This is a genomic window from Pseudomonas sp. G3-19 (assembly GCF_054855875.1).
On sequence record NZ_JBMPIQ010000003.1, the window covers coordinates 2,451,022 to 2,470,655 of the forward strand.

Genomic DNA, 19,634 nt, shown 5'->3' on the forward strand with positions numbered 1-19,634 from the left:
TTCCTCGTTACTCTCCGGTGAAAAGAAAGTCGCCTAGGCGAACCTGGCGGTTGATGCTCATCGGGCACAAGGGCACCTCTAAAAACGCCGGCTAGTGGCGATGACCGTTCGTCAGTGGTGACCAACAAGTCATTGAATCGCACGGTGTGTAAACTGCGCGCCGGACTTGCGCTGCGCATCACCTTGTACTGCCTGTGCCCTGTCTTTAGAGGTGCTCTTGAAACCGCCAGTCTGCCTACGGCGAGCGCAAAACCGCCCGTATCTTGACCGGAACGCCTATTCCGGTCAATACGGCAAAATGGCCGTTCATAAGCCGTGCTTCTTTGATTTCTCTGGGCTGGAGCCGATTCAAACAAACGTTTGTATTGGACGCTCGGAGTGGTGTAGATATAATGCGCCGCCTAGAGAGAAAGGTGGTTTGCCCATTATTACCCTTGACGTTAACGTAAAGGCAATAACGGATATGACACCGAACCTCCAAATTAGAAAAAAAACTGTTGAGCCTTGAGTAGGAGATAGCCTGTGGAACGCGAATACATGGAATTCGACGTGGTCATCGTCGGTGCCGGCCCCGCTGGCCTGTCCGCCGCCTGCCGTCTGAAGCAGAAGGCCGCCGAAGCCGGTAAGGAAATCAGCGTCTGCGTGGTCGAAAAAGGCTCCGAAGTCGGCGCACACATCCTTTCCGGTGCCGTGTTCGAACCACGTGCTCTGAACGAACTGTTCCCGGACTGGAAAGAACTCGGCGCCCCGCTGAACACCCCGGTCATCCGCGATGACATTTTCGTGCTGAAAAACGCCGACAGTGCGCAGAAAATTCCTGACTTCTTTGTGCCCAAGACCATGCACAACGAAGGCAACTATATTATTTCCCTCGGCAACCTGTGCCGCTGGCTGGCCCAGCAGGCCGAGAACCTCGGCGTGGAAATCTACCCGGGCTTCGCCGCTCAGGAAGCGCTGATCGACGAAAACGGCATCGTGCGCGGGATCATCACCGGTGATCTGGGCGTCGACCGCGAAGGCAACCCGAAAGAAGGCCTGTACACCCCGGGCATGGAACTGCGTGGCAAATACACGCTGTTCGCCGAGGGCTGCCGTGGCCACATCGGCAAGCAACTGATCAAGCGTTACAACCTCGACAGCGATGCCGACGCTCAGCACTACGGCATCGGCCTGAAGGAAATCTGGGAAATCGACCCGGCCAAACACCAGCCAGGTCTGGTGGTGCACACCGCCGGTTGGCCGCTGGACATCATGGGCACCGAAAACACCGGCGGCTCGTTCCTCTATCACCTGGAAAACAACCAGGTAGTGGTCGGTCTGATCGTTGATCTGTCTTACAGCAACACTTACCTGTCGCCGTTCGACGAGTTCCAGCGCCTCAAGCATCACCCGGTGCTGGCCCAGTACCTGGAAGGCGGCAAGCGCGTCAGCTACGGCGCCCGTGCGATCTGCAAAGGTGGCCTGAACTCGCTGCCGAAAATGGTCTTCAAGGGCGGCGCGCTGATCGGTTGCGACCTCGGCACCCTGAACTTCGCCAAGATCAAAGGCAGCCACACCGCGATGAAGTCCGGCATGCTCGCCGCTGAATCGGTGGCCGACGCACTGTTCGCCGAGAAGGATGGCACTGAAGAGCTGACCTCCTACGTCGAGGCGTTCAAGAAGAGCTGGCTCTACGATGAATTGTTCGCCAGCCGCAACTTCGGCCCGGCGATCCACAAGTTCGGCGCGATCGTCGGCGGTGGTTTCAACTGGCTGGACCAGAACATCTTCGGCGGCAAACTGCCGTTCACCCTGCATGACACCAAGCCGGATTACGCTTGCCTGAAACTGGCGGCCGACTGCAAGAAGATCGACTATCCAAAGCCGGACGGCAAACTCAGCTTCGACAAACTGAGCTCGGTGTTCATCTCCGGTACCAACCACGAAGAAGAACAGCCGTGCCACCTGAAGCTGACCGACCCGAGCATCCCGATCAGCAAGAACCTGCCGCTGTACGACGAACCGGCGCAGCGCTACTGCCCGGCCGGCGTCTACGAAGTGATCACCAAGGAAGACGGCGAAAAACGCTTCCAGATCAACGCCCAGAACTGCGTGCACTGCAAGACCTGTGACATCAAGGACCCTTCGCAGAACATCACCTGGGTCACGCCGGAAGGCGCTGGCGGCCCGACTTACCCGAACATGTAAGCCGTATCGCTGAACAACGAGGCTCCCGAAACGGGGGCCTTTTTGTTGCCCAGGTTTTCTGTTTCACCACAAAACAACTGTGGGAGCGGGCTTGCTCGCGAATGCGGTGTGTCATTCAGCCCATTCATTGACTGATACACCGCATTCGCGAGCAAGCCCGCTCCCACAAGGGATCTTAATCGACTCAGGCAACGCGTTCGTCGCCAGGGCTACGCTCGAAGTAGCGCTTGTACTCACGACTGAACTGCGACGTACTCTGATACCCCACCCGATGCGCCACCTGCGCCACGCCCAGCCCTTCGGCGACCAGCAAGGTCTGCGCCTTGAGCAGGCGCAAGCGCTTCAGATACTGCACCGGCGACAACAGCGTGCTGCGCTTGAAGTGCTCGTGGAAGGACGACACGCTCATGTTCGCGCAACTGGCCAGAGTCTCGACGTTCAGCGGCTCGGTGTAATGCGCATGCAGATGACTGATCGACGCCGCCACCCGGGCGAACTGTCCCTGCTGTTCGACCAGCGCGCGCAACACATCGGCCTGTGGCCCGCGCAGCGCGGTGAACAGCAATTCACGCACCCGCGCCGGCCCGAGAATCTGCCGCTCCAGCGGATCGTGCAGGCAGCGCAACAAGCGTTCGACGCAGCCGCGCATGTCATCGTCGAGCACCACCGAGGTCATCGACTCCGGCGTTTGCGCCGGAATGTGCCGCCCGGGCGCCAGTCCCATGGCCAGCACTAATTCACCGAGCAGCACCCGATCAATCGCTACCGACACCCCCAGCAACGGCGCATCCGGCAAGGCAAAGGTTTCGCACTCGAACGGCACCGGCAGCGCCTGAATCAGATAGTGCCCGGCGCCGTACTCCATGGTGCGCGGGCCGAGGAACGCCAGTTTGCTGCCCTGGGCGATAATCATCAGGCTCGGCTCATAAATGTGCGGGCCACGCGCCACGTCGCAACTGGCGCGCAACACCTGCACGCCGGGCAACCCGGTCTGGCTGTAACCATCGCAGAGCGCCAGCGGCTCGATCAGCGAAACCAGCGTGGCATTGGCATCAAGGTGACGGGTCAACTGCATCGGAGGGGTCTTCAAAAAAGTCACGGAAAAAGGCATGCAAGCATCATCGCAGATCCTTTTGCCAATGCGCTTGCCCAGACCTGCATGCCGGAGGATTAGGCATGAGACCCGGAGGAATCGTCATGGCCGCAGCGGCAGACGGCGCCCAAAATGCGCCACCTCACCTGTCACTGCTTCTGCGAGGTTTCTTATGTACACCGCTATCGGTTATGCCGCTCAATCGGCCACCACTCCCCTCGCCCCGATGAAATTCGAACGCCGCAGCCCACGCGCTGACGACGTGGCGATCGAGATCCTCTACTGCGGCGTCTGCCACTCCGACATCCACCAGGCGCGCAACGAATGGGGCATCGCGGTTTATCCGTTGATGCCCGGCCATGAGATCGTCGGCAAAGTCACCGCCGTTGGTGCGAACGTCACTCAACATAAAGTCGGCGATCTGGTCGGTGTCGGCTGCATGGTCGACTCCTGCCGCACCTGCGCTGCCTGCCAGCAGAACCTCGAGCAATACTGCCTCGAAGGCCCGACCATGACCTACGCCACCCCGGACCGGGTCGATGGCAGCAACACCATGGGCGGCTACTCGGACAGCATCGTGGTCAGCGAGCACTTCGTGGTGCGCATCCCGGAGAAACTCGACCTGGCCAGTGCTGCGCCGATCCTCTGCGCCGGCATCACCACCTACTCGCCGCTCAAGCACTATGGGGTCCAGGCCGGTGACAAGGTCGGGATTCTCGGCATGGGCGGCCTCGGCCACATGGGCATCAAGTTCGCCAAGGCCATGGGTGCGGAAGTCACGCTGTTCACCCGTTCGGCGAGCAAGGCCGAGGAAGGTCGTCGTCAGGGCGCCGATCATGTGATCGTCTCCACCGATGCCGAGCAGATGGCTGCCGCTGCAGGCCGCTTCGACTTCCTGCTGGACACCATTCCGGTGCAGCACGACCTCAACCCGTACCTGCAAACCCTGCGCTTTGATGGCGTGCACATTTTGGTCGGCCTGATCGAGCCGATCGATCCGCCCGTGCACGCCGCCAACCTGGTGCTGGGCCGCCGCGTGCTGGCCGGTTCGCTGATCGGCGGCATTGCCGAAACCCAGGAAGTGCTGGATTTCTGCGCCGAGCACAACATCACCTGCGACATCGAAATGCTCGACATCCGCCAGATCAACGAGGCTTACGCGCGGATGATTGCCGGTGACGTGAAGTACCGCTTCGTGATCGACATGGCGACGTTGAAGCTTTAAACCTTCAGACCGAGCTCTGCCGAGAGCCGGGCTGTGACCCCTTTGATCAGGGGGATCAGCTCGGCCATTTTTTCCAGCGGCATGTACGGCACGGTGCTGGCGATACTGATCGCCGCCACAATGCGCTTGCTCGCATCACGAATCGGCGCCGCCACGCAGCGGATCGACGGTTCGTTATCCTCCAGATCGAAGGCGTAGCCACCGGCTACGTACTCGGTCATGCGCTGTTCGAGCTGTTCCCACGACTGCTGCAGATGCTGCGGCCAGAACTGACTCTTCCCACCCGCCGGCAGGCTGATGTCGTACAGCCGCTGCCAATCCTGCGGCGCATCATCGAGCATCAAGGCCTTGCCGATCCCGGTGCGCGCCAACGGCATGCGGTGGCCGACCCGCGAGCGCATTTCCGGGCCGTTACGCCCCGGATTCTTCAGCAGATACAAGACCTCGTCGCCCTCACGAATGCCCAGGTGCACGGTGTCGCCGGTCAGCGCCGACAACTCGTCCAGGTACGGCCCGGCCAGACTCACCAGCGGCAACTCTTCGCGCGCCTGAAACCCCAGCTCGATCAGCTTCGGCCCCAGCAGATAGCCGATTTGTGGCACCACGCGCAGGTAGCGCTCGTCCACCAGGCAACTGGCCAGGCGATGGGTGGTGCTGCGCGTGGTGCCGATCAGCCGGGCGATCTCTTTCAAATCGCGGGCGCCACTGGCCACCGCCTGCACCACACCCAGGCCGCGAAGCAGGGTCTGGGTGCCGGTGGGCGCGGCGTCCTTGGTTTTTTCCGGGGCGTCTTCCTGCATATCCAGCCTTTACCGTTGAGCGAGGGAACGGGCGGCATTATGGTCGCCCGACGCAGACGACTACAACTCGATACGCTCGACCTTGCCCACCAGCAGCACGTAGGACAATGCACCGATCAGCGCCAGCACCGCGATGTAGGTGATCGCCGGGGCGAACGAATCACCGCTGGCGAGGAAACCGATGACAATCGGCGTAGCAATCGCCGACAGATTGCCGATGAAGTTGAACACCCCACCGGTCAAGCCGAGCAAACGCGCCGGAGCGAGGGTCGAGACCAGCGACCAGGTGATCGAGGCCAGACCGTTGCCGAAAAACGCCAACGCCAGGAAGGCAATCACCAGCGGTGTCGATTCAACGAAATTGGCGCCGATGATCGAGGTTGAAATCAGCAGCCCGCCAATGATCGGCAACTTGCGCGCGAAGCCCACGCTGCAGCCACGCCGGATCAACAGGTCGGAAAAGAACCCCGAGCACAGCACGCCGACAAAGGCCGCGAGAAACGGCAGCGAGGCCAACAGCCCGGACTTGATGAAGTCCATGCCACGGTATTTCACCAGGTAGGTCGGGAACCACGTCAGGAAAAACCACAGCGTCGAGTTCAGGCAGAACTGACCGAGGTAGATGCCCCACAATTTGCGCTTAGTGAGGACGATACCGAGATCGGTCCAACTGAACGAGGCCTTGGCCGTCTGCGCTTGAATGTCTACGAGTCCGCCACCCTCGCGGATCAGGTCGATCTCCGCGTCGTTGGCGCCTTTGAAGTCTCGCGGTTCGCGATACACCGCGTACCAGATCGCTGCCCAGATGATGCCAGCCGCACCGGTTGCGACGAACACCATGTGCCAGCCGAATTCATGTTGCAGCCAGGCCAGCACCGGCGTCAGAAACGCCAGGCCGACAAACTGCCCGGAGGTGTAGAAACCAATCGCCGTGGCCCGCTCACGCTCGGGAAACCAGGTGGTCACCACGCGGCTGTTGATCGGATAGGCCGGTGCTTCCAGCGCGCCGACCGCCATGCGCAGCACAAACAGCGCAATGAAACTCGCAGCGAAACCGAGCAGCACCGTGGCCAGCGACCACAGCAGCAGCGCGACACTGTAGAGGATGCGCGGCGGCACCCGATCCACCAGCCAGCCGCCGGGAATCTGCATCGCGGCGTAGGTCCAGCCGAATGCGGAGAAAATCAGCCCGACGTGAACCGGGTCGATGCCCAGTTCACTGGTCAGCGCGGGCGCGGCAATCGACAGGTTGCTGCGGTCGAGGTAGTTGATGACCACGGTGATGAACAGCAACACCATGATGAAAAACCGCTTGCGGCTAGGCGTGACTAAAGACGCCTGCCCGGTGAGGGTTTGCGTTGGCATGGGGGGTGCCTCTTCTTATGATTATTTGAGCTCATTGACGCCATCTCCCATCCATGGAGATCAATTGTGGGAGGGGGCTTGCTCCCGAATGCGGAGTGTCAGTCGACATCTCTTTAGCTGACATGCCGCATTCGGGAGCAAGCCCCCTCCCACAAGGATTTGTGGTGAGTCAGAAGGCACTCACCACTCGGCAAAACTGCCATCGGCATGGCGCCAGATCGGGTTGCGCCAGCGGTGGCCGACCGCCGCGCGTTCGATCACGTATTCCTCGTTGATCTCGATGCCCAGCCCTGGCCCGTTCGGAATCTTCACGAAGCCCTGTTCGTAGTCGAACACTCGCGGATCCTTCACGTAGTCGAGCAGATCGTTGCTCTCGTTGTAATGGATACCCAGACTCTGCTCCTGGATAAACGCGTTGTAACAAGCCGCGTCCAGTTGCAGGCACGCCGCCAGCGCAATCGGCCCCAGCGGACAATGCAGCGCCAGCGCCACGTCGTAGGCTTCGGCCATGTTGGCGATCTTGCGGGTCTCGGTGATACCGCCGGCATGCGAGGCATCCGGCTGGATGATGTCGACGTAGCCTTCGCTCAGCACCCGCTTGAAATCCCAGCGCGAGAACAGCCGCTCGCCAAGGGCGATCGGCGTGCTGGTCAACGGTGCCAGCTCTTTCAGCGCTTCGTAGTTTTCACTGAGCACCGGCTCTTCGATGAACATCAGTTTGTACGGGTCGAGCTCCTTCATCAGCACCTTGGCCATCGGCTTGTGTACCCGACCGTGGAAGTCGACGCCGATACCGACGTTCGGCCCGACGGCATCGCGCACGGCGGCAACGTTGGCCAGGGCCAGATCGACTTTCTCGAAGGAGTCGAGGAACTGCAGCTCTTCGGTGCCGTTCATTTTCACCGCAGTAAAACCACGGCTCACCGCCTCTTTCGCGGCACGTGCGGTGTCGGCCGGACGATCGCCACCGATCCACGAATACACACGAATCTTGTCGCGCACCTGACCGCCGAGCAGATCACTGACCGACACACCGAGAGCCTTGCCCTTGATGTCCCAAAGCGCCTGATCGATACCGGCCAGCGCACTCATGTGGATCGCGCCACCACGGTAGAAGCCACCGCGATAGAGCACGGTCCAGATGTCCTCGATGTTGCGTGGGTCTTTGCCGATCAGGTAGTCGGACAATTCCTCAACGGCGGCGGCGACGGTGTGGGCGCGGCCTTCGACCACAGGCTCGCCCCAACCGGTCACGCCCTCATCGGTTTCGACCTTGAGGAAGCACCAGCGCGGCGGGACGATGAAGGTGGTGAGTTTGGTGATTTTCATCTGTTTGTCTCTCTTGTTAGATGCAGCGCACGCAGCGCCGGATAAATCTCAGCGAAGGGCCTTCCAGGCAGCCACGTAGGCCTTGGCATTGGCCGCCACTTGCTCAACCGTCATGCCTGGCTTGAACAGGCCGGAACCGAGGCCGAAACCTTTCACACCAGCGTCGATGAACGCTTGCATATTGTCCGGGGTGATCCCGCCGACCGGCGCCAGCACCGTCCCGGAGGGCAACACCGCGAGCCACGCCTTGACCACCGCCGGGCCCATCTGCTCGGCCGGGAACAGCTTGAGAATGTCCGCGCCCTCCTCCAGCGCCGCGAACGCTTCGGTCGGCGTCGCTACTCCCGGCGACAGGTACAGCCCCGCCGCTTTCGCTGCGCGCAGCACCTTGGCGTCGCTGTGTGGCATCACGATCACCTGGCCGCCGGCCTCTTTCACCAGCTCGACCTGCTCCGGGGTCAACACCGTGCCGGCACCGATCAGGCAATCGGCGGGCAAGGTCTGACGCAGGATGCGGATACTTTCGTACGGCGACGGGGAATTGAGCGGTACTTCGATGACGCGAAATCCGGCGGCATACAGGACTTCTCCGACAGCAGCGGCTTCCTGCGGATGCAGGCCACGCAGGATTGCGATCAGACCGTTTTGTGCCAATGCTTGCTTGAGCATGTCAGGCCTCCAGTCAGGGTTAACGGGATAAGGAATCAAGCAGCCCGGCGGCCAGCGCCAGTTGCCACAGGCCACGCTCGGTGGCCTGCTCGGCCAGCGTGACGCGCGCGAAACCGCAGGCATTGAGGGCACGGCCGTAACGGGCGCAGAGTTGCGCGTTGCCGATGAGGATGATCGACGGCAGATGCGCACTATTGCGTCGGTGCCGCTGGGCTGCGGCAAGCGCCACCAGTTCATGGCCAATCATCAGGCCAGAGAGGTAATCCGCTTGCGCCGTCGGCGCCAGTTCACCGGTCAGGCCCAGGGTGCGGGCACTGAATAATGTGGAGAGCACGCCCAGTTCGCCGTCCGCCGACAGCGCCACTTGCACGCCACGGTCGAACGCCAACCCGTCGAACGCCGCACCCTGTTGCTGGGTACGCCCGAGAATGCTGTGCTCACTGAGCACAGCGAACACTTCGCCGGTCATGAAGGTGTCGAAATGAGTGATGCGGCCCTCGACCACCTCCACCCACTTGGAGTGGCTACCCGGCAGACCGATCAACAGATCGCCGCCCGCCTCGGCCGGCAGGTTCTGCAGTACGCCGAGGACCTGAGTTTCTTCGCCGCGCATCACATTGGGCAGACGCGAACGCTGGATCACCCCCGGCACGATATGTACCCGCGTGCCGCGCAGACTGACCAGTGTTTGTAAGGAATTTCCGAGATTGGCGACGTTCGCCGGCGTCTCGCAGTAGGCCGCTTCGCGCCAGCCCTGGGCGCTGCCGACCATGCCGCAGGCGATCACTGGCAGATCCGGCTGCGCCTCGAGCCAGTCGCCACACGCCTCTTCGAAGGCCAGTTCAAAGCCGTCGGCGCATTCACCACCGTGGATGACTCGCGGCGTCTTCGGTAACTGCATGATCCCGGACGACAGCGCACGCTGCTCCAGCACCACCCCGCCCGCCGCGAGTTTATAAGCACGTAATGAGGTCGTCCCCCAGTCGAGCGCGATCAATTGCGCCTGCATCGCTTCACCTGTTTTGTTTTTGGCAGTGAGTGCGACGGACTATAGACCTTTCAAGCGCGAAATCTCAATATGTAATTTTACATCCCATATTTTGGGATTAAATCAGTCCATTTTGTCTAACGCTGAACGACGTCCGTTCAGGTGCAGGCAGGACGACACGTTAAAAAACCAGCAATCAGTAGCAGCCGGAATCCTCTCAGCCCCATCAATCGCGCTTCTCTTGAATCGCACGCACGATGTCAGTTGCTGGGATGAGCATTGACTTCGAATAATATCCACCGAATGAATAAGCAGAAGTGAACACCTTACAAGAGATGACATTACGCTGACCTAATACCTGCAATAATTCACTGGCAGGCATAAAAATATTTGATACGCCCTCATCCTCTTTTTTAAACGAGGACAATTTGGCCATATAAATATGCTCCGCTTTAGATCCAGAACTATCAAGCTCAACAAAATCCCCCACCAAATACTGAGTCAACTTGTCAAAATCCTTAAACTCGACATCCTTATCCAGCGAGCAGAACAAAGACTCGCCCAACTGACTTTCCCCGGTCACATCCTGAAAAAAATTCAACAGATCGGTTTTCGAACCAAACTTAATACCTAAAGATGAGTGATCATCTCCACCACTGACAGAAATCAAGTCAATATCAATGACCGGAAGAACCGGTTGCTTAGTGCAAGAACTGCACAGTAGCAGTGTCAGAAAAACAAACAACGACTTCATTTCGAAGATTCCAAATATTGACTCAAACGTTCATACACAATATCGCATGCCGATTTACCACCCTGTAGCGTAGCGCCAAACATGACCCCTGCCTGACGATGGTTGGCGTCTACCGCTTCGTTGATAGCTGGCCCAGATGTCATAACCCAACGCTCGCCCATGCTGGCAACGTTATCAGATGAATCCGTCACTTTGGGCGAAGCCAATACATTGACCCAATAATCTGCCGAGGGCTTCGGTGTCGTGAAATATATATCAGACACCATCCAGACACCTGTGCCACCGCCAACAGGATCAAGCGTTACCAATACCTTTACGGTGTAACCGCGCTCTTTCAAAATCGAAGTCAGATGTGCACCATTCCAACCACCCAAACTATGACCTACAACGACAATATAGACCGACTTATCACCTTTCAAAGGACGCTCGACGTACTTTTTAATATCTTTTTCACCGCGAACGTCTTTGTAACTTATGTATGGCAGATTCACCTCAACTTTCTGCTCATTAGTAAGACGCTTCTCTAACTGCTTCCATGCATTCATCACATTATGATGCGGCGGCTCATTTTGATAGTACTCTTCCTTATCCCCAGCACCGCCAATAAAAAACACTGCAACTTTTTTTACTTTAACCGCAGCCTGTTTTACGCTCTGATCAGTCTTGCAGGTCAACTCATGACCAGCCACTTCAGTTTTACAATCGTTGAGTGCGGGATTTTCGACTTCCATTTCGATCACTCTACGAACAGTTTAATAGTTTCGGCCAAATGCGAACTGACCATATGGGTAAAGCCCTGTTCATCGGTGATGCCATGCTCAACACGCCCATCGCCTCGCTGAATCGCATAAGGGTGGTCGGGAATAGGTTCGCCCGTGGCTTCATTAACGACCTGCATCCGATCATTGAAATGCACCGGCATCGGCAACAACCCACTAAACGCTGCCCCTCCGCCACTTTGTCCAATCATCACCGTGCCCGAACCACCGACCACGACATTGCCGTGGCCACCGGTGCTGTCGAGGGTTGCGGCGTTCAGGCCGTTGATGAATACGGTGCCGGAAACAGCGCCGGTGATCGGGCTGCCACAGGCTGATTTGTCGGTCATGCGCGCAGCGGCGAGGCCGTCGAAGAAGACGTCGGGCGAGCCGGAAACGATCGGGTTGGTGCCATGGCCTGGCAATGGGCAGGCGGTCGGGTCGGTGACGCGGGCGGCGGGTTTACCACTCAATTCAAAGCTCCTTGCTTCAGAGGTTCCGGGTGCGGCTGATGGATGTCGATGTCGGTCGCGGCGAAGCGCCAGCGGTTGTCGACAGGGTCGAACAGTGCGTGGCAGTGCTCACGGCTGTCGGGTGATGTGGCAGTTTGCAGATGTCGCCAGGCGCGGTCGGTTTGCCAGGCCAGTTCGGCCGGCGCGGCGTCGTCGAGTTCGTTGAGCCAGGCGTTGTAATTGCGCAGTTGATTACGCTCGTAAGCCGTTTGCAGCAGATCGGCCATTTGCACGCCGAGGTCCAGATGATGTTCGGCGGTCCACTGGCCGATCTCGGAATAGACGTACCAGCCCATCGGCATCAACGCGCCGTCCTTGAGCAACGAATGGCTGGCGGGGGCGACGAAACCGCAACAGATGTGCAGCGTCAGCCAGCCCTGATGCGCGTCGATAAACGCATTCGGCTCGAAGTGGCGTAACGCGATCACACGGTAGTCACCCAGGCCGGCGCTGCGTGTCATGAGTTCGGCGTCGAGCCGCGACACAAACGCACGAATGGCTTTGCCGCCCGTGCGATTGACGATGCACAGGATGTCTACCGGTTGACGCTGAGGGTTGTCAGAGCAGCCTGAGTTTTTCACCAGGCCATACAGGCGCATTGACGCCCGCAATCCGCTCATCGCCGGTCACTCAGAGACACAGCGAAGGCCCCACGGGCGTGGAGAAGTTTTGCCAGAAGCATTGCAGGTGTCGTCCGTGAGCGCGCAAAAATGGCGCGTAGAATGCCGGACTAGAGCGGTGGCGGCAATCACTTCAACATCGGATTGCCATCATCTCCTCAGCCTTCGGCAAACTCACGCAACACCTTGCCATCCATGCGATAGCGCACCCACTCTTCCTGCGGCTGCGCACCGAGGGATTTGTAGAATTCGATGGCCGGGGTGTTCCAGTCCAGCACGCTCCATTCGAAGCGCCCGCAGTCATTGGCACAGGCAATTTTCGCCAGATGCCGCAACAGGGTTTTGCCGGCGCCGCCGCCGCGTTGTTCGGGGGTGATGTAGAGGTCTTCGAGGTACAGGCAATTGCTGCCGAGCCACGTCGAATAGCTGAAGAAGAACACCGCAAAACCGATCGGCACACCGTCACGCAGGCAGATCAGGCCGTGGGCGGTGGCGCCCTCGCTGAACAGGCTGCGCTCGATGTCGGTGACGCTGGCGATCACTTCGTGGCGAGCCTTTTCGAAATCTGCCAGTTCGGTGATGAAGGCGAGGATTTGCGGTGCATCGCTGGGGGTCGCCGGGCGGATTTCGATCGTCATGAACGGGCCTTGTCGGAAAAGGGAAAGCGCCATACTAAGGCCGGATGCGGCGCTCGTCACATGGCAACACAGAGAATATCCTGCGCCGATATTGCAATGTGGGAGCGGGCTTGCTCGCGAAAGCGGTCTGACAGACAACAATGATGGTGACTGGATTGACGCCTTCGCGAGCAAGCCCGCTCCCACAGGAACTTCGCCAGTCTGAAAGGATGCTCATGAACACTGAGATTTTTATGCCCGTGGAGGCGCTTGCAGCAGCACTGCTGCCCCACGCCCTCGAACCCGGCGACGACGGTGCCCACGACCTCGCCCACCTGCAACGGGTCTGGCACAACGCGCGCACCTTGCAGGCCGAGGAAGGTGGCGACCTGGAAGTGTTGCTCGCTGCCGTGCTGCTGCACGATTGCGTGTCCGTGGAAAAAAACTCGCCGCTGCGCTCGCAGGCTTCGCGCCTCGCCGCAGAAAAAGCCGCCAACGTGCTGGCCGATCTGGACTGGCCCGAAAGCAAAATCAGTGGCGTCACCCACGCCATCGAAGCCCACAGTTTTTCCGCCAACATCACCCCGCTGACCCTCGAAGCGAAACTGGTCCAGGACGCCGACCGGCTAGACTCGCTGGGCATGCTCGGCGTTGCCCGCACCTTCTACGTCGCCGGGCGCATGGGCAGTGCGTTGTACGACCCGCTCGACCCTGAAGCCAAGGAGCGCGACTACGACGACACCCGCTTCTGCCTCGATCACTTTCAGACCAAGCTGCTGCACCTGGCCGATGGTTTCCAGACTGGCGCCGGTCAGCGTCTGGCGCAGATCCGCCATCAACGCCTGAAGGGTTTCATGGAGCAGTTCAAGGAAGAAATCGGCCTCGACTGATAATCCTGTGTCTCGACCGTTCGTCGCTCATCAGGCACCAATCCGATTCAAGGGCAGACCAAACACAGGTAAGGAATTCAATCACTGGAGAAGCCCTATGATCCCGTCAAGGTTGACTGCCCTCGTATTCAGTGCCCTGCTCTGCCCAGCGGTCTTCGCCGCGTCCACCACCGCAGCGGGCACAGGCCCCACCGATCCGGTTCCATCACCGCGCGCCCCGGCCATCAACAGTGCCCCAGGCATGAACACCGATGGCTCCGGGGTTCCATTGATCAACCAGCCACCTGCCACTGGCACCGACCCACGCACCCAAGGCAGCGACCCCGGCCGCCAGGGTGGCATGAACACCCCTGACTCCCCCGCCACACCCGATAACGCCGGCCCCGGCATCGGCTCGAAAACCACCACCGGTGGCTCGGGCTCCGAGGGCGGCAGCCAGTAGTTCGCCGACGCGAGCGTCCTATTCACATCCATGAAGAGGTAACCATGAACGTCGATAAAAACCTGGAAAAAGAAGTCCTCACCCGCCTGCTGCATGCCCATCCGAGCGGACTGGGCAAAGAGGTGCTGGACAATTATCGCGGCGAGAAAGTGGTGGCCAGCGCCCTCGCCTCTCTGCAGGATCGCGGACTGATCCACCACGGTCATGTGACCTGCAACGAGGCCGGCGAACACTCGTTGAATCTGCCGATCAAGCTCAGTGCGGCTGGCGTCGAAGCGGCGCGCAAGCTGGATCTGCAGTAGACCTCAGGCCGCTCGCTGCCGGTGCGGCGAGCGGCCGAATCTGCACACAAGAGGAGAAATCCCATGCCTCGTGGAAGCAAAGACAAATACACCGCCGAACAGAAGCGCAAGGCCGAACACATCGAAGACAGCTATGAGAAAAAAGGCTTGTCGAAGGATGCAGCCGAGGCGCGTGCCTGGGCGACGGTCAACAAACAGTCGGGCGGCGGCGAAAAGGCTGGCGGTTCCGGACGCAAGAAACCGGCGAGTGCCAAGTCCGAAGACCGCAAAGAATCATCGCGGCGAGCGGTGGCCAGTCGCGGGGGACATGCGCGCGACAGCAAGGCCTCGCGCGAGACGCAGACTCTCGACAGTCTGCGCAAAGAGGCGCGGGCGAAGAACATTGCCGGGCGTTCTTCGATGCGCAAGGATGAGTTGATTGCGGCGTTGCGCAAGGCCGGCTGATCCATATTTTGTGCTGAGCCGTATGGCCTCTTCGCGAGCAAGCCCGCTCCCACATTGGAGTTGTGAAAGACGCAAATCCCCCCTGTGGGAGCGGGCTTGCTCGCGAAGGCGGTTGATCAATCGCCGCAGGACTCGTGGATAAACGCATCCACCTCAGCAACTCCCGGCGCAGTCGCCGGCCCCCATCGTGTCACTGCCAAAGCCGCTGCCGCATTCGCCCGCCGCGCCGCCTCATGGGCGGGCAAACCCTGCGCCAACCCGGCGACGAACACCCCGGCATGGGCATCACCCGCCCCGTTGCTGTCCACGGCTTTTACCGCAAACCCCGGCACATGCCGACGCTCGCCACGCTGCTGAATCCAGCAACCCTGTGGTCCATCGCGCACCACCATCAGCACATCCTTGGGCAGATGATCCGCCAGCCGATCCAGCGCTTGAGCAATGTCTGCAGCCTCGGTAAAGCGCAACGCCTCGACGCTGTTGCTGGTCCACACATCAATGCGCGGCAGCAGCGCCCGCATCAACGGCGAGTCCGGCGACTCCACCAACGGCCCCGGATCGAACACCACGTTGATCACCTCCGGCAGCGCCAGCGTCCAGTCCAGCAGCGCCTGCGCCTTGCCTGCGTGCAGCAGGCTGTAACCGCTTACATAAACGTAGTCGCCCGCCTCGGCCGCCACGCTGTTCAAGTCCTCTCCGGTCACCTCACCTTCAGCGCCGATGTAGGAAATGAAACTGCGCTCGGCCGACGCATCGGTCAGCGCCACGCATATCCCGGTATCGCGTTGTGCAGGCATCTGGATGCCGATGTGAATGCCTTCATCCTTCATCGCCTGACGCGCCAAGTCACCAAAACGTCCGGAGCCATGGCGACCGAGATAAACCACCGGCAAACCATTGCGTACGGCTGCGGCCATCACGTTGAAGCCGCCGCCAGCCTCGAAAGCGGCAGACTGCGCCAGCACATCGCCGCCGACTTGCGGCAACTGATCCACGGCCATGACCAAGTCGATAATGACCTGGCCGGTGTGCAACATCTTAGGCATGAGCATTCTCGACTTGCGCGGCGCGACGATCTTTCGCCCCGCCGAGAACCAGGTAAATGCCACCGGCGACCACGAAGGTCACGATCCAGCCGAGGCCGTTGTGGCCCAGCCACGAGTCGGACAAAAAGCCCTTGAACCAGACGTTCTCGGCGGTGGTGCCGATGGTGGTGAAACTGAAGCCGAGCACGATGGCAATCGCCCACGCGCCGAACGCGCGCCACTCGATGCCGCCGCGATACCAGTAGGCGCTGCTCGGGCTGACGTCGAGCAGGTCTTTGGGGCTGTAGTAGTGACGGTGAATCAGGTCGACGACGAAGATCCCCACCCACGCGGTGATCGGCACCGCCAGCAGCGAAATGAAGGTGATAAACGGGCCGTAGAAGCTGTCGGCAATCAGCATGAAGTAGATCGAGCCGGCGAAGATCGCCACGATGTCGACCACCACCGCGTAGACGCGTTTGACCTTCAGACCGAGGGTCAGCGTGGTCAGACCGGCGGAGTACACCGACAGGTTGTTCGACAGCAGCAAGCCACCGAACGCGGTGATCAGGTACGGCACGGCCATCCAGGTCGGCAGCATGTCGCGGATGGCCACGATCGGGTCAGTCGCCGATGCCAGATCGTTGTTGCCCACCGACAGCAGGCCGCCGAGGGTGATCAGCAGCACCAGCGGAATCCCCGCACCGAACGCCGCCGAGGCGACCAGCCGTACAGCCTTGACGCTGCGGTGCTGATAGCGCGACATGTCCGCACCCGCGTTAGCCCAGCCGATCCCGGTGCCGGCGGCCATGGTGCCGATGCCGATGATCATCGCGCTCAGCGGCGCTGGCGTGGCGTTGAACACCGCGCTCCAGTCGATGGTCGCGCAGAGGAAGCCGCCGACCAGAATGTTCAGCGCGCCGAACACGTAGGTCGCCCACTTCTGGATCACCAGCAAGGTGGCGTGACCGAGGCCGGAAACCGACAGGGTCAGCAGCACGAAAATCGCGATGAAGATCAGCGTCAGCACGGGCGCACTTTTCGCTTCAACCGGCGAGCCGAACAGGATCGAACACAGCGATAGCAGCACGAACGCCGCGGTAGTGGTGTTGACCGTTTCCCAGCCCAGACGCGACATCAGCGAGACCAGCGTCGGGCCGATATTGCCACGCACGCCGAAGATCGCCCGCGACAGAGTCAGACTCGGCGCGCGGCCACGGCGGCCGGCAATCGAGATGATCCCGACCACGGCGAACGAACCGGCGGCGCCGACGATGGCAACGATGATCGCCTGCCAGATCGCCAGCCCGCGAAACGCCACCAGCGTGGCGCCCAATGGCAGGCCGAGAATGGAAATGTTGGCGGCGAACCAGACCCAGAACAGTTGCAGCGGATGACCGTTGCACTCAGCTTCCGGCACCGGCTCAATGCCGCGGGTTTCCAGTTGCCCGGCGCTTGGCCCGGCGTTTGTTGAACTCATGAACAGTGCTCCTGTTTGCCTTTATTGTGGTTGTGGCAATGACTCAAAACGACAAGACATCCCGGCCATCCTCGGCCTGTCTGTGCGATCCATTGCGGGGTAAAAATCCGTAATCCGCAGCGCGCCATTCGCGAGCAAGCCCGCTCCCACAGGAGATTTGTGAACGGCTCAAATCCCCTGTGGGAGCGGGCTTGCTCGCGAAGGCGTCAGCTCAGTCAACGCAGGGTCAACAGCCCCTGCACCAACGGTTCAAGCTCCAGATGATTGACCGCTTTGACCGTGGCAATCATCGGCGCAGGCCAGCTCTCAAGGCCCAGGCAGGCCCCGAGCATGGCGCCGAGAATTGCCGCGATGGTGTCAGTGTCGCCGCCAAGACTGGCGGCCATGCACAACGCATCGAATGCGCTCATCTCGCCAACGGCCACTTGCTGCGCCAGGGCGAACGACACCACGACCGATTCCTGCGAGGCCACCGAAGTGCCGATCACGTCGTACAGCAGATCCGCCAGCAGGGCCTTGTCGCTGTCGACGCTGATGGTTCGCGCCCAACTGATGCGCGAAGCGATGCGCCCGCCGGCCACCCAGTGCCCATGTGCCTCGGCCTGTTGCGCAATCTGCTGGCCAAGGTTCAATGCCTCGCCCAGATCCATGCCGTTGATCCCGGCCGAGACCACCGCCGCCACCGCCGCCGCACTGGAAATCCCCAGCGTGGTGTTGTGGGTGACCTGACAGGCCTGCACCACGGCCGTAATGAAACGCTCGGGATCGGCGACGTCTGCCGCAATGCCCACCGGAGTGATGCGCATCGCCGCGCCATTGGTAGTGCCGTAACGCCCGGCCTCCTCCGGCGAGTGGCCGGCAAGGATCATTTCAATGGCGCGTTTGGTCGACGGGCCGAGCAGGTCCTGCGACCCCTTGGCCTGCATCTCGGCTTCCCATTCGATCAGCCGTTGGGCGAGGACTGCCGGCTCGATCTGACCCTTGCCTTCGACCAGCAACTCGCCGACCAGAATCGCCTGTTCGGTGTCGTCGGTGATCGAGCCCTTGGGCATGTTGGCGGCGATCGGTTGCAGAGGACCGGCATCCTGCAGATCGGTGATGTGGCCGAAGCGGGTCTTGATCGTTTCGCGGTTCAACGATTGCGTCGGCATGCCCAGCGCATCACCGAGGGCCAGGCCATAAAACGCACCGAGGGCACGGTTGAGCGCGGTCATTTCGATTCTCCAAATTGCAGGTGCAGGCGGAAATGCACCGGGTCGAGCAGGCTTTCGACCTGCTCCATGAAACGGTTCTGCCGGTCGTATGTGGTACGCAGGGCCTTGAGGAACACGGTGCCGACCGGGCGCCCGAGCAGTTCGGCGTCTTCGGCATTGAGTGGTTCGGCGCCAATCCACTGATCGCCGCGCTCGCCGATGTAGCCGTAGGCAGCGAGGGTGATGGTCAGCGAGTTGTCGATCAGACCGACCCGCGGCAGGCTTTCCAGGCCACCGGTGGCCGGCATCAAAGAACGTTCAAGGGACACCAGCGTGCCGTCGTTGGAACGACGACGGCGATCGAGGGTGATGAATTGGTCGGTGCCGAAGCGCGAAAGCAGATCAGGCCGCGTCACCGCTTCCAGGCGCAGCACTTCGGTGTTGATCAGCGCCCCGCTGTCGGCCAACGCCTGCGCCCAGCCGCTGCGCTGATCGAGCGCGACACCATCGAAGGTGACGATCGAGCCGACCCCGCTTTGCGTGGCGATGTAATTGCGCCGCTTCAGTTCGGCCAGCGCTTCGCGCAACGTGCCACGGCTGACGTTGAATTCCTGAGCCAACTGATGCTCGCCGGGCAACAGAAAGCCGTCCTCCATGAGGCCGCTTTCAATGCGCCGGACGAGTTCGTCGACCACCCGTTGTTTCTTGTCAAATCGTACCTGTCTAATCATGTACAAAGTGATACCCGAAACGGGCGCGGACGGGCAAGGGAAATTTAGGGAAGGTGACAGAAGGCGGGAGAATCAAAAGCCCCTCACCCTAGCCCTCTCCCGGAGGGAGAGGGGACTGACCGAGCAGTTTCACGCTCTACATCGACCTGAAAAATCCAGTCGATTATGGATTCAGCAAAGCACTTTCAGGTCGATGTATCTCTGAAAGGT

Annotated in this window: 21 protein-coding genes; 6 read left to right on the plus strand and 15 right to left on the minus strand. The window is 60.5% G+C overall.

Annotation, left to right across the window (positions count from 1 at the left end; genetic code table 11):
- Positions 1 to 522: 522 nt before the first annotated feature.
- Complete coding sequence (locus tag ACOYXI_RS11245; protein WP_461674848.1) at positions 523 to 2,187, plus strand: electron transfer flavoprotein-ubiquinone oxidoreductase; 1,665 nt, start codon at positions 523 to 525, stop codon at positions 2,185 to 2,187.
- 184 nt (positions 2,188 to 2,371) lie between these two features.
- On the opposite strand, the gene ACOYXI_RS11250 is transcribed toward ACOYXI_RS11245, so the two are convergent.
- A complete protein-coding gene (locus ACOYXI_RS11250; protein ID WP_007961974.1) occupies positions 2,372 to 3,262 on the minus strand; it encodes an AraC family transcriptional regulator in 891 nt (296 codons plus the stop codon).
- Positions 3,263 to 3,452: 190 nt separating this feature from the next.
- Between ACOYXI_RS11250 and ACOYXI_RS11255 the strand changes: the two genes are divergently transcribed.
- Entirely contained in the window at positions 3,453 to 4,505 is a 1,053-nt protein-coding gene (locus tag ACOYXI_RS11255) for an NAD(P)-dependent alcohol dehydrogenase (RefSeq protein WP_098964996.1), read from the plus strand.
- On the opposite strand, the gene ACOYXI_RS11260 is transcribed toward ACOYXI_RS11255, so the two are convergent.
- The 10 genes from ACOYXI_RS11260 to ACOYXI_RS11305 all read right to left on the minus strand — a co-directional run bounded on the left by ACOYXI_RS11260 (position 4,502) and on the right by ACOYXI_RS11305 (position 12,938).
- Positions 4,502 to 5,305: an IclR family transcriptional regulator gene (locus ACOYXI_RS11260; protein WP_461674849.1), complete on the minus strand. Its 804-nt coding sequence runs from the start codon at positions 5,303 to 5,305 to the stop codon at positions 4,502 to 4,504. The two genes, ACOYXI_RS11255 and ACOYXI_RS11260, sit on opposite strands and share 4 nt — an antisense overlap.
- A gap of 60 nt (positions 5,306 to 5,365) precedes the next feature.
- Positions 5,366 to 6,670, minus strand: a complete 1,305-nt coding sequence (locus ACOYXI_RS11265) for an MFS transporter (RefSeq protein ID WP_098964997.1) — start codon at positions 6,668 to 6,670, stop codon at positions 5,366 to 5,368.
- 180 nt (positions 6,671 to 6,850) lie between these two features.
- Entirely contained in the window at positions 6,851 to 7,999 is a 1,149-nt protein-coding gene (gene dgoD / locus ACOYXI_RS11270; RefSeq protein WP_098964998.1) for a galactonate dehydratase, read from the minus strand.
- Positions 8,000 to 8,047: 48 nt separating this feature from the next.
- A complete protein-coding gene (locus ACOYXI_RS11275) occupies positions 8,048 to 8,668 on the minus strand; it encodes a 2-dehydro-3-deoxy-6-phosphogalactonate aldolase (protein WP_041069252.1) in 621 nt (206 codons plus the stop codon).
- A 19-nt stretch (positions 8,669 to 8,687) separates the two neighbouring features.
- Complete coding sequence (locus tag ACOYXI_RS11280; RefSeq protein ID WP_461674850.1) at positions 8,688 to 9,677, minus strand: 2-dehydro-3-deoxygalactonokinase; 990 nt, start codon at positions 9,675 to 9,677, stop codon at positions 8,688 to 8,690.
- A 205-nt stretch (positions 9,678 to 9,882) separates the two neighbouring features.
- On the minus strand, positions 9,883 to 10,410 hold the full coding sequence (locus ACOYXI_RS11285) for a hypothetical protein (protein ID WP_098965000.1): 528 nt from the start codon (positions 10,408 to 10,410) through the stop codon (positions 9,883 to 9,885).
- Entirely contained in the window at positions 10,407 to 11,141 is a 735-nt protein-coding gene (locus ACOYXI_RS11290) for an alpha/beta hydrolase family protein (RefSeq protein ID WP_098965002.1), read from the minus strand. Before ACOYXI_RS11290 ends, ACOYXI_RS11285 begins: the two co-directional genes overlap by 4 nt.
- Before the next feature lie 5 nt (positions 11,142 to 11,146).
- Positions 11,147 to 11,641, minus strand: coding sequence for a PAAR domain-containing protein (locus ACOYXI_RS11295; RefSeq protein WP_098965003.1), 495 nt, complete (start codon positions 11,639 to 11,641; stop codon positions 11,147 to 11,149).
- Entirely contained in the window at positions 11,638 to 12,300 is a 663-nt protein-coding gene (locus ACOYXI_RS11300) for a hypothetical protein (RefSeq protein WP_135296326.1), read from the minus strand. Before ACOYXI_RS11300 ends, ACOYXI_RS11295 begins: the two co-directional genes overlap by 4 nt.
- A gap of 158 nt (positions 12,301 to 12,458) precedes the next feature.
- A complete protein-coding gene (locus ACOYXI_RS11305; protein ID WP_003226995.1) occupies positions 12,459 to 12,938 on the minus strand; it encodes a GNAT family N-acetyltransferase in 480 nt (159 codons plus the stop codon).
- 215 nt (positions 12,939 to 13,153) lie between these two features.
- Between ACOYXI_RS11305 and ACOYXI_RS11310 the strand changes: the two genes are divergently transcribed.
- The 4 genes from ACOYXI_RS11310 to ACOYXI_RS11325 all read left to right on the plus strand — a co-directional run bounded on the left by ACOYXI_RS11310 (position 13,154) and on the right by ACOYXI_RS11325 (position 14,995).
- Positions 13,154 to 13,807: an HD domain-containing protein gene (locus tag ACOYXI_RS11310; protein ID WP_210558187.1), complete on the plus strand. Its 654-nt coding sequence runs from the start codon at positions 13,154 to 13,156 to the stop codon at positions 13,805 to 13,807.
- Positions 13,808 to 13,904: 97 nt separating this feature from the next.
- Positions 13,905 to 14,249 (plus strand): hypothetical protein, encoded by a 345-nt coding sequence (locus ACOYXI_RS11315; RefSeq protein ID WP_096794893.1) that lies wholly within the window; start codon positions 13,905 to 13,907, stop codon positions 14,247 to 14,249.
- A gap of 44 nt (positions 14,250 to 14,293) precedes the next feature.
- Complete coding sequence (locus tag ACOYXI_RS11320; RefSeq protein ID WP_096794892.1) at positions 14,294 to 14,551, plus strand: hypothetical protein; 258 nt, start codon at positions 14,294 to 14,296, stop codon at positions 14,549 to 14,551.
- Between the two features lie 63 nt (positions 14,552 to 14,614).
- Positions 14,615 to 14,995, plus strand: coding sequence for a Rho termination factor N-terminal domain-containing protein (locus ACOYXI_RS11325; protein ID WP_134787064.1), 381 nt, complete (start codon positions 14,615 to 14,617; stop codon positions 14,993 to 14,995).
- Positions 14,996 to 15,111: 116 nt separating this feature from the next.
- On the opposite strand, the gene ACOYXI_RS11330 is transcribed toward ACOYXI_RS11325, so the two are convergent.
- The 4 genes from ACOYXI_RS11330 to ACOYXI_RS11345 form a co-directional block, all read right to left on the minus strand.
- Complete coding sequence (locus tag ACOYXI_RS11330) at positions 15,112 to 16,041, minus strand: PfkB family carbohydrate kinase (protein ID WP_135296328.1); 930 nt, start codon at positions 16,039 to 16,041, stop codon at positions 15,112 to 15,114.
- Complete coding sequence (locus tag ACOYXI_RS11335) at positions 16,034 to 17,500, minus strand: purine-cytosine permease family protein (RefSeq protein WP_098965008.1); 1,467 nt, start codon at positions 17,498 to 17,500, stop codon at positions 16,034 to 16,036. The genes ACOYXI_RS11330 and ACOYXI_RS11335 overlap by 8 nt, the downstream gene beginning before the upstream one ends.
- 215 nt (positions 17,501 to 17,715) lie before the next feature.
- Entirely contained in the window at positions 17,716 to 18,714 is a 999-nt protein-coding gene (locus ACOYXI_RS11340; protein ID WP_210558185.1) for an ADP-ribosylglycohydrolase family protein, read from the minus strand.
- The gene (locus ACOYXI_RS11345; RefSeq protein WP_027612372.1) at positions 18,711 to 19,424 is read right to left on the minus strand and encodes a GntR family transcriptional regulator; all 714 of its coding nucleotides are present in this window, start codon (positions 19,422 to 19,424) and stop codon (positions 18,711 to 18,713) included. Before ACOYXI_RS11345 ends, ACOYXI_RS11340 begins: the two co-directional genes overlap by 4 nt.
- Positions 19,425 to 19,634 lie beyond the last annotated feature (210 nt).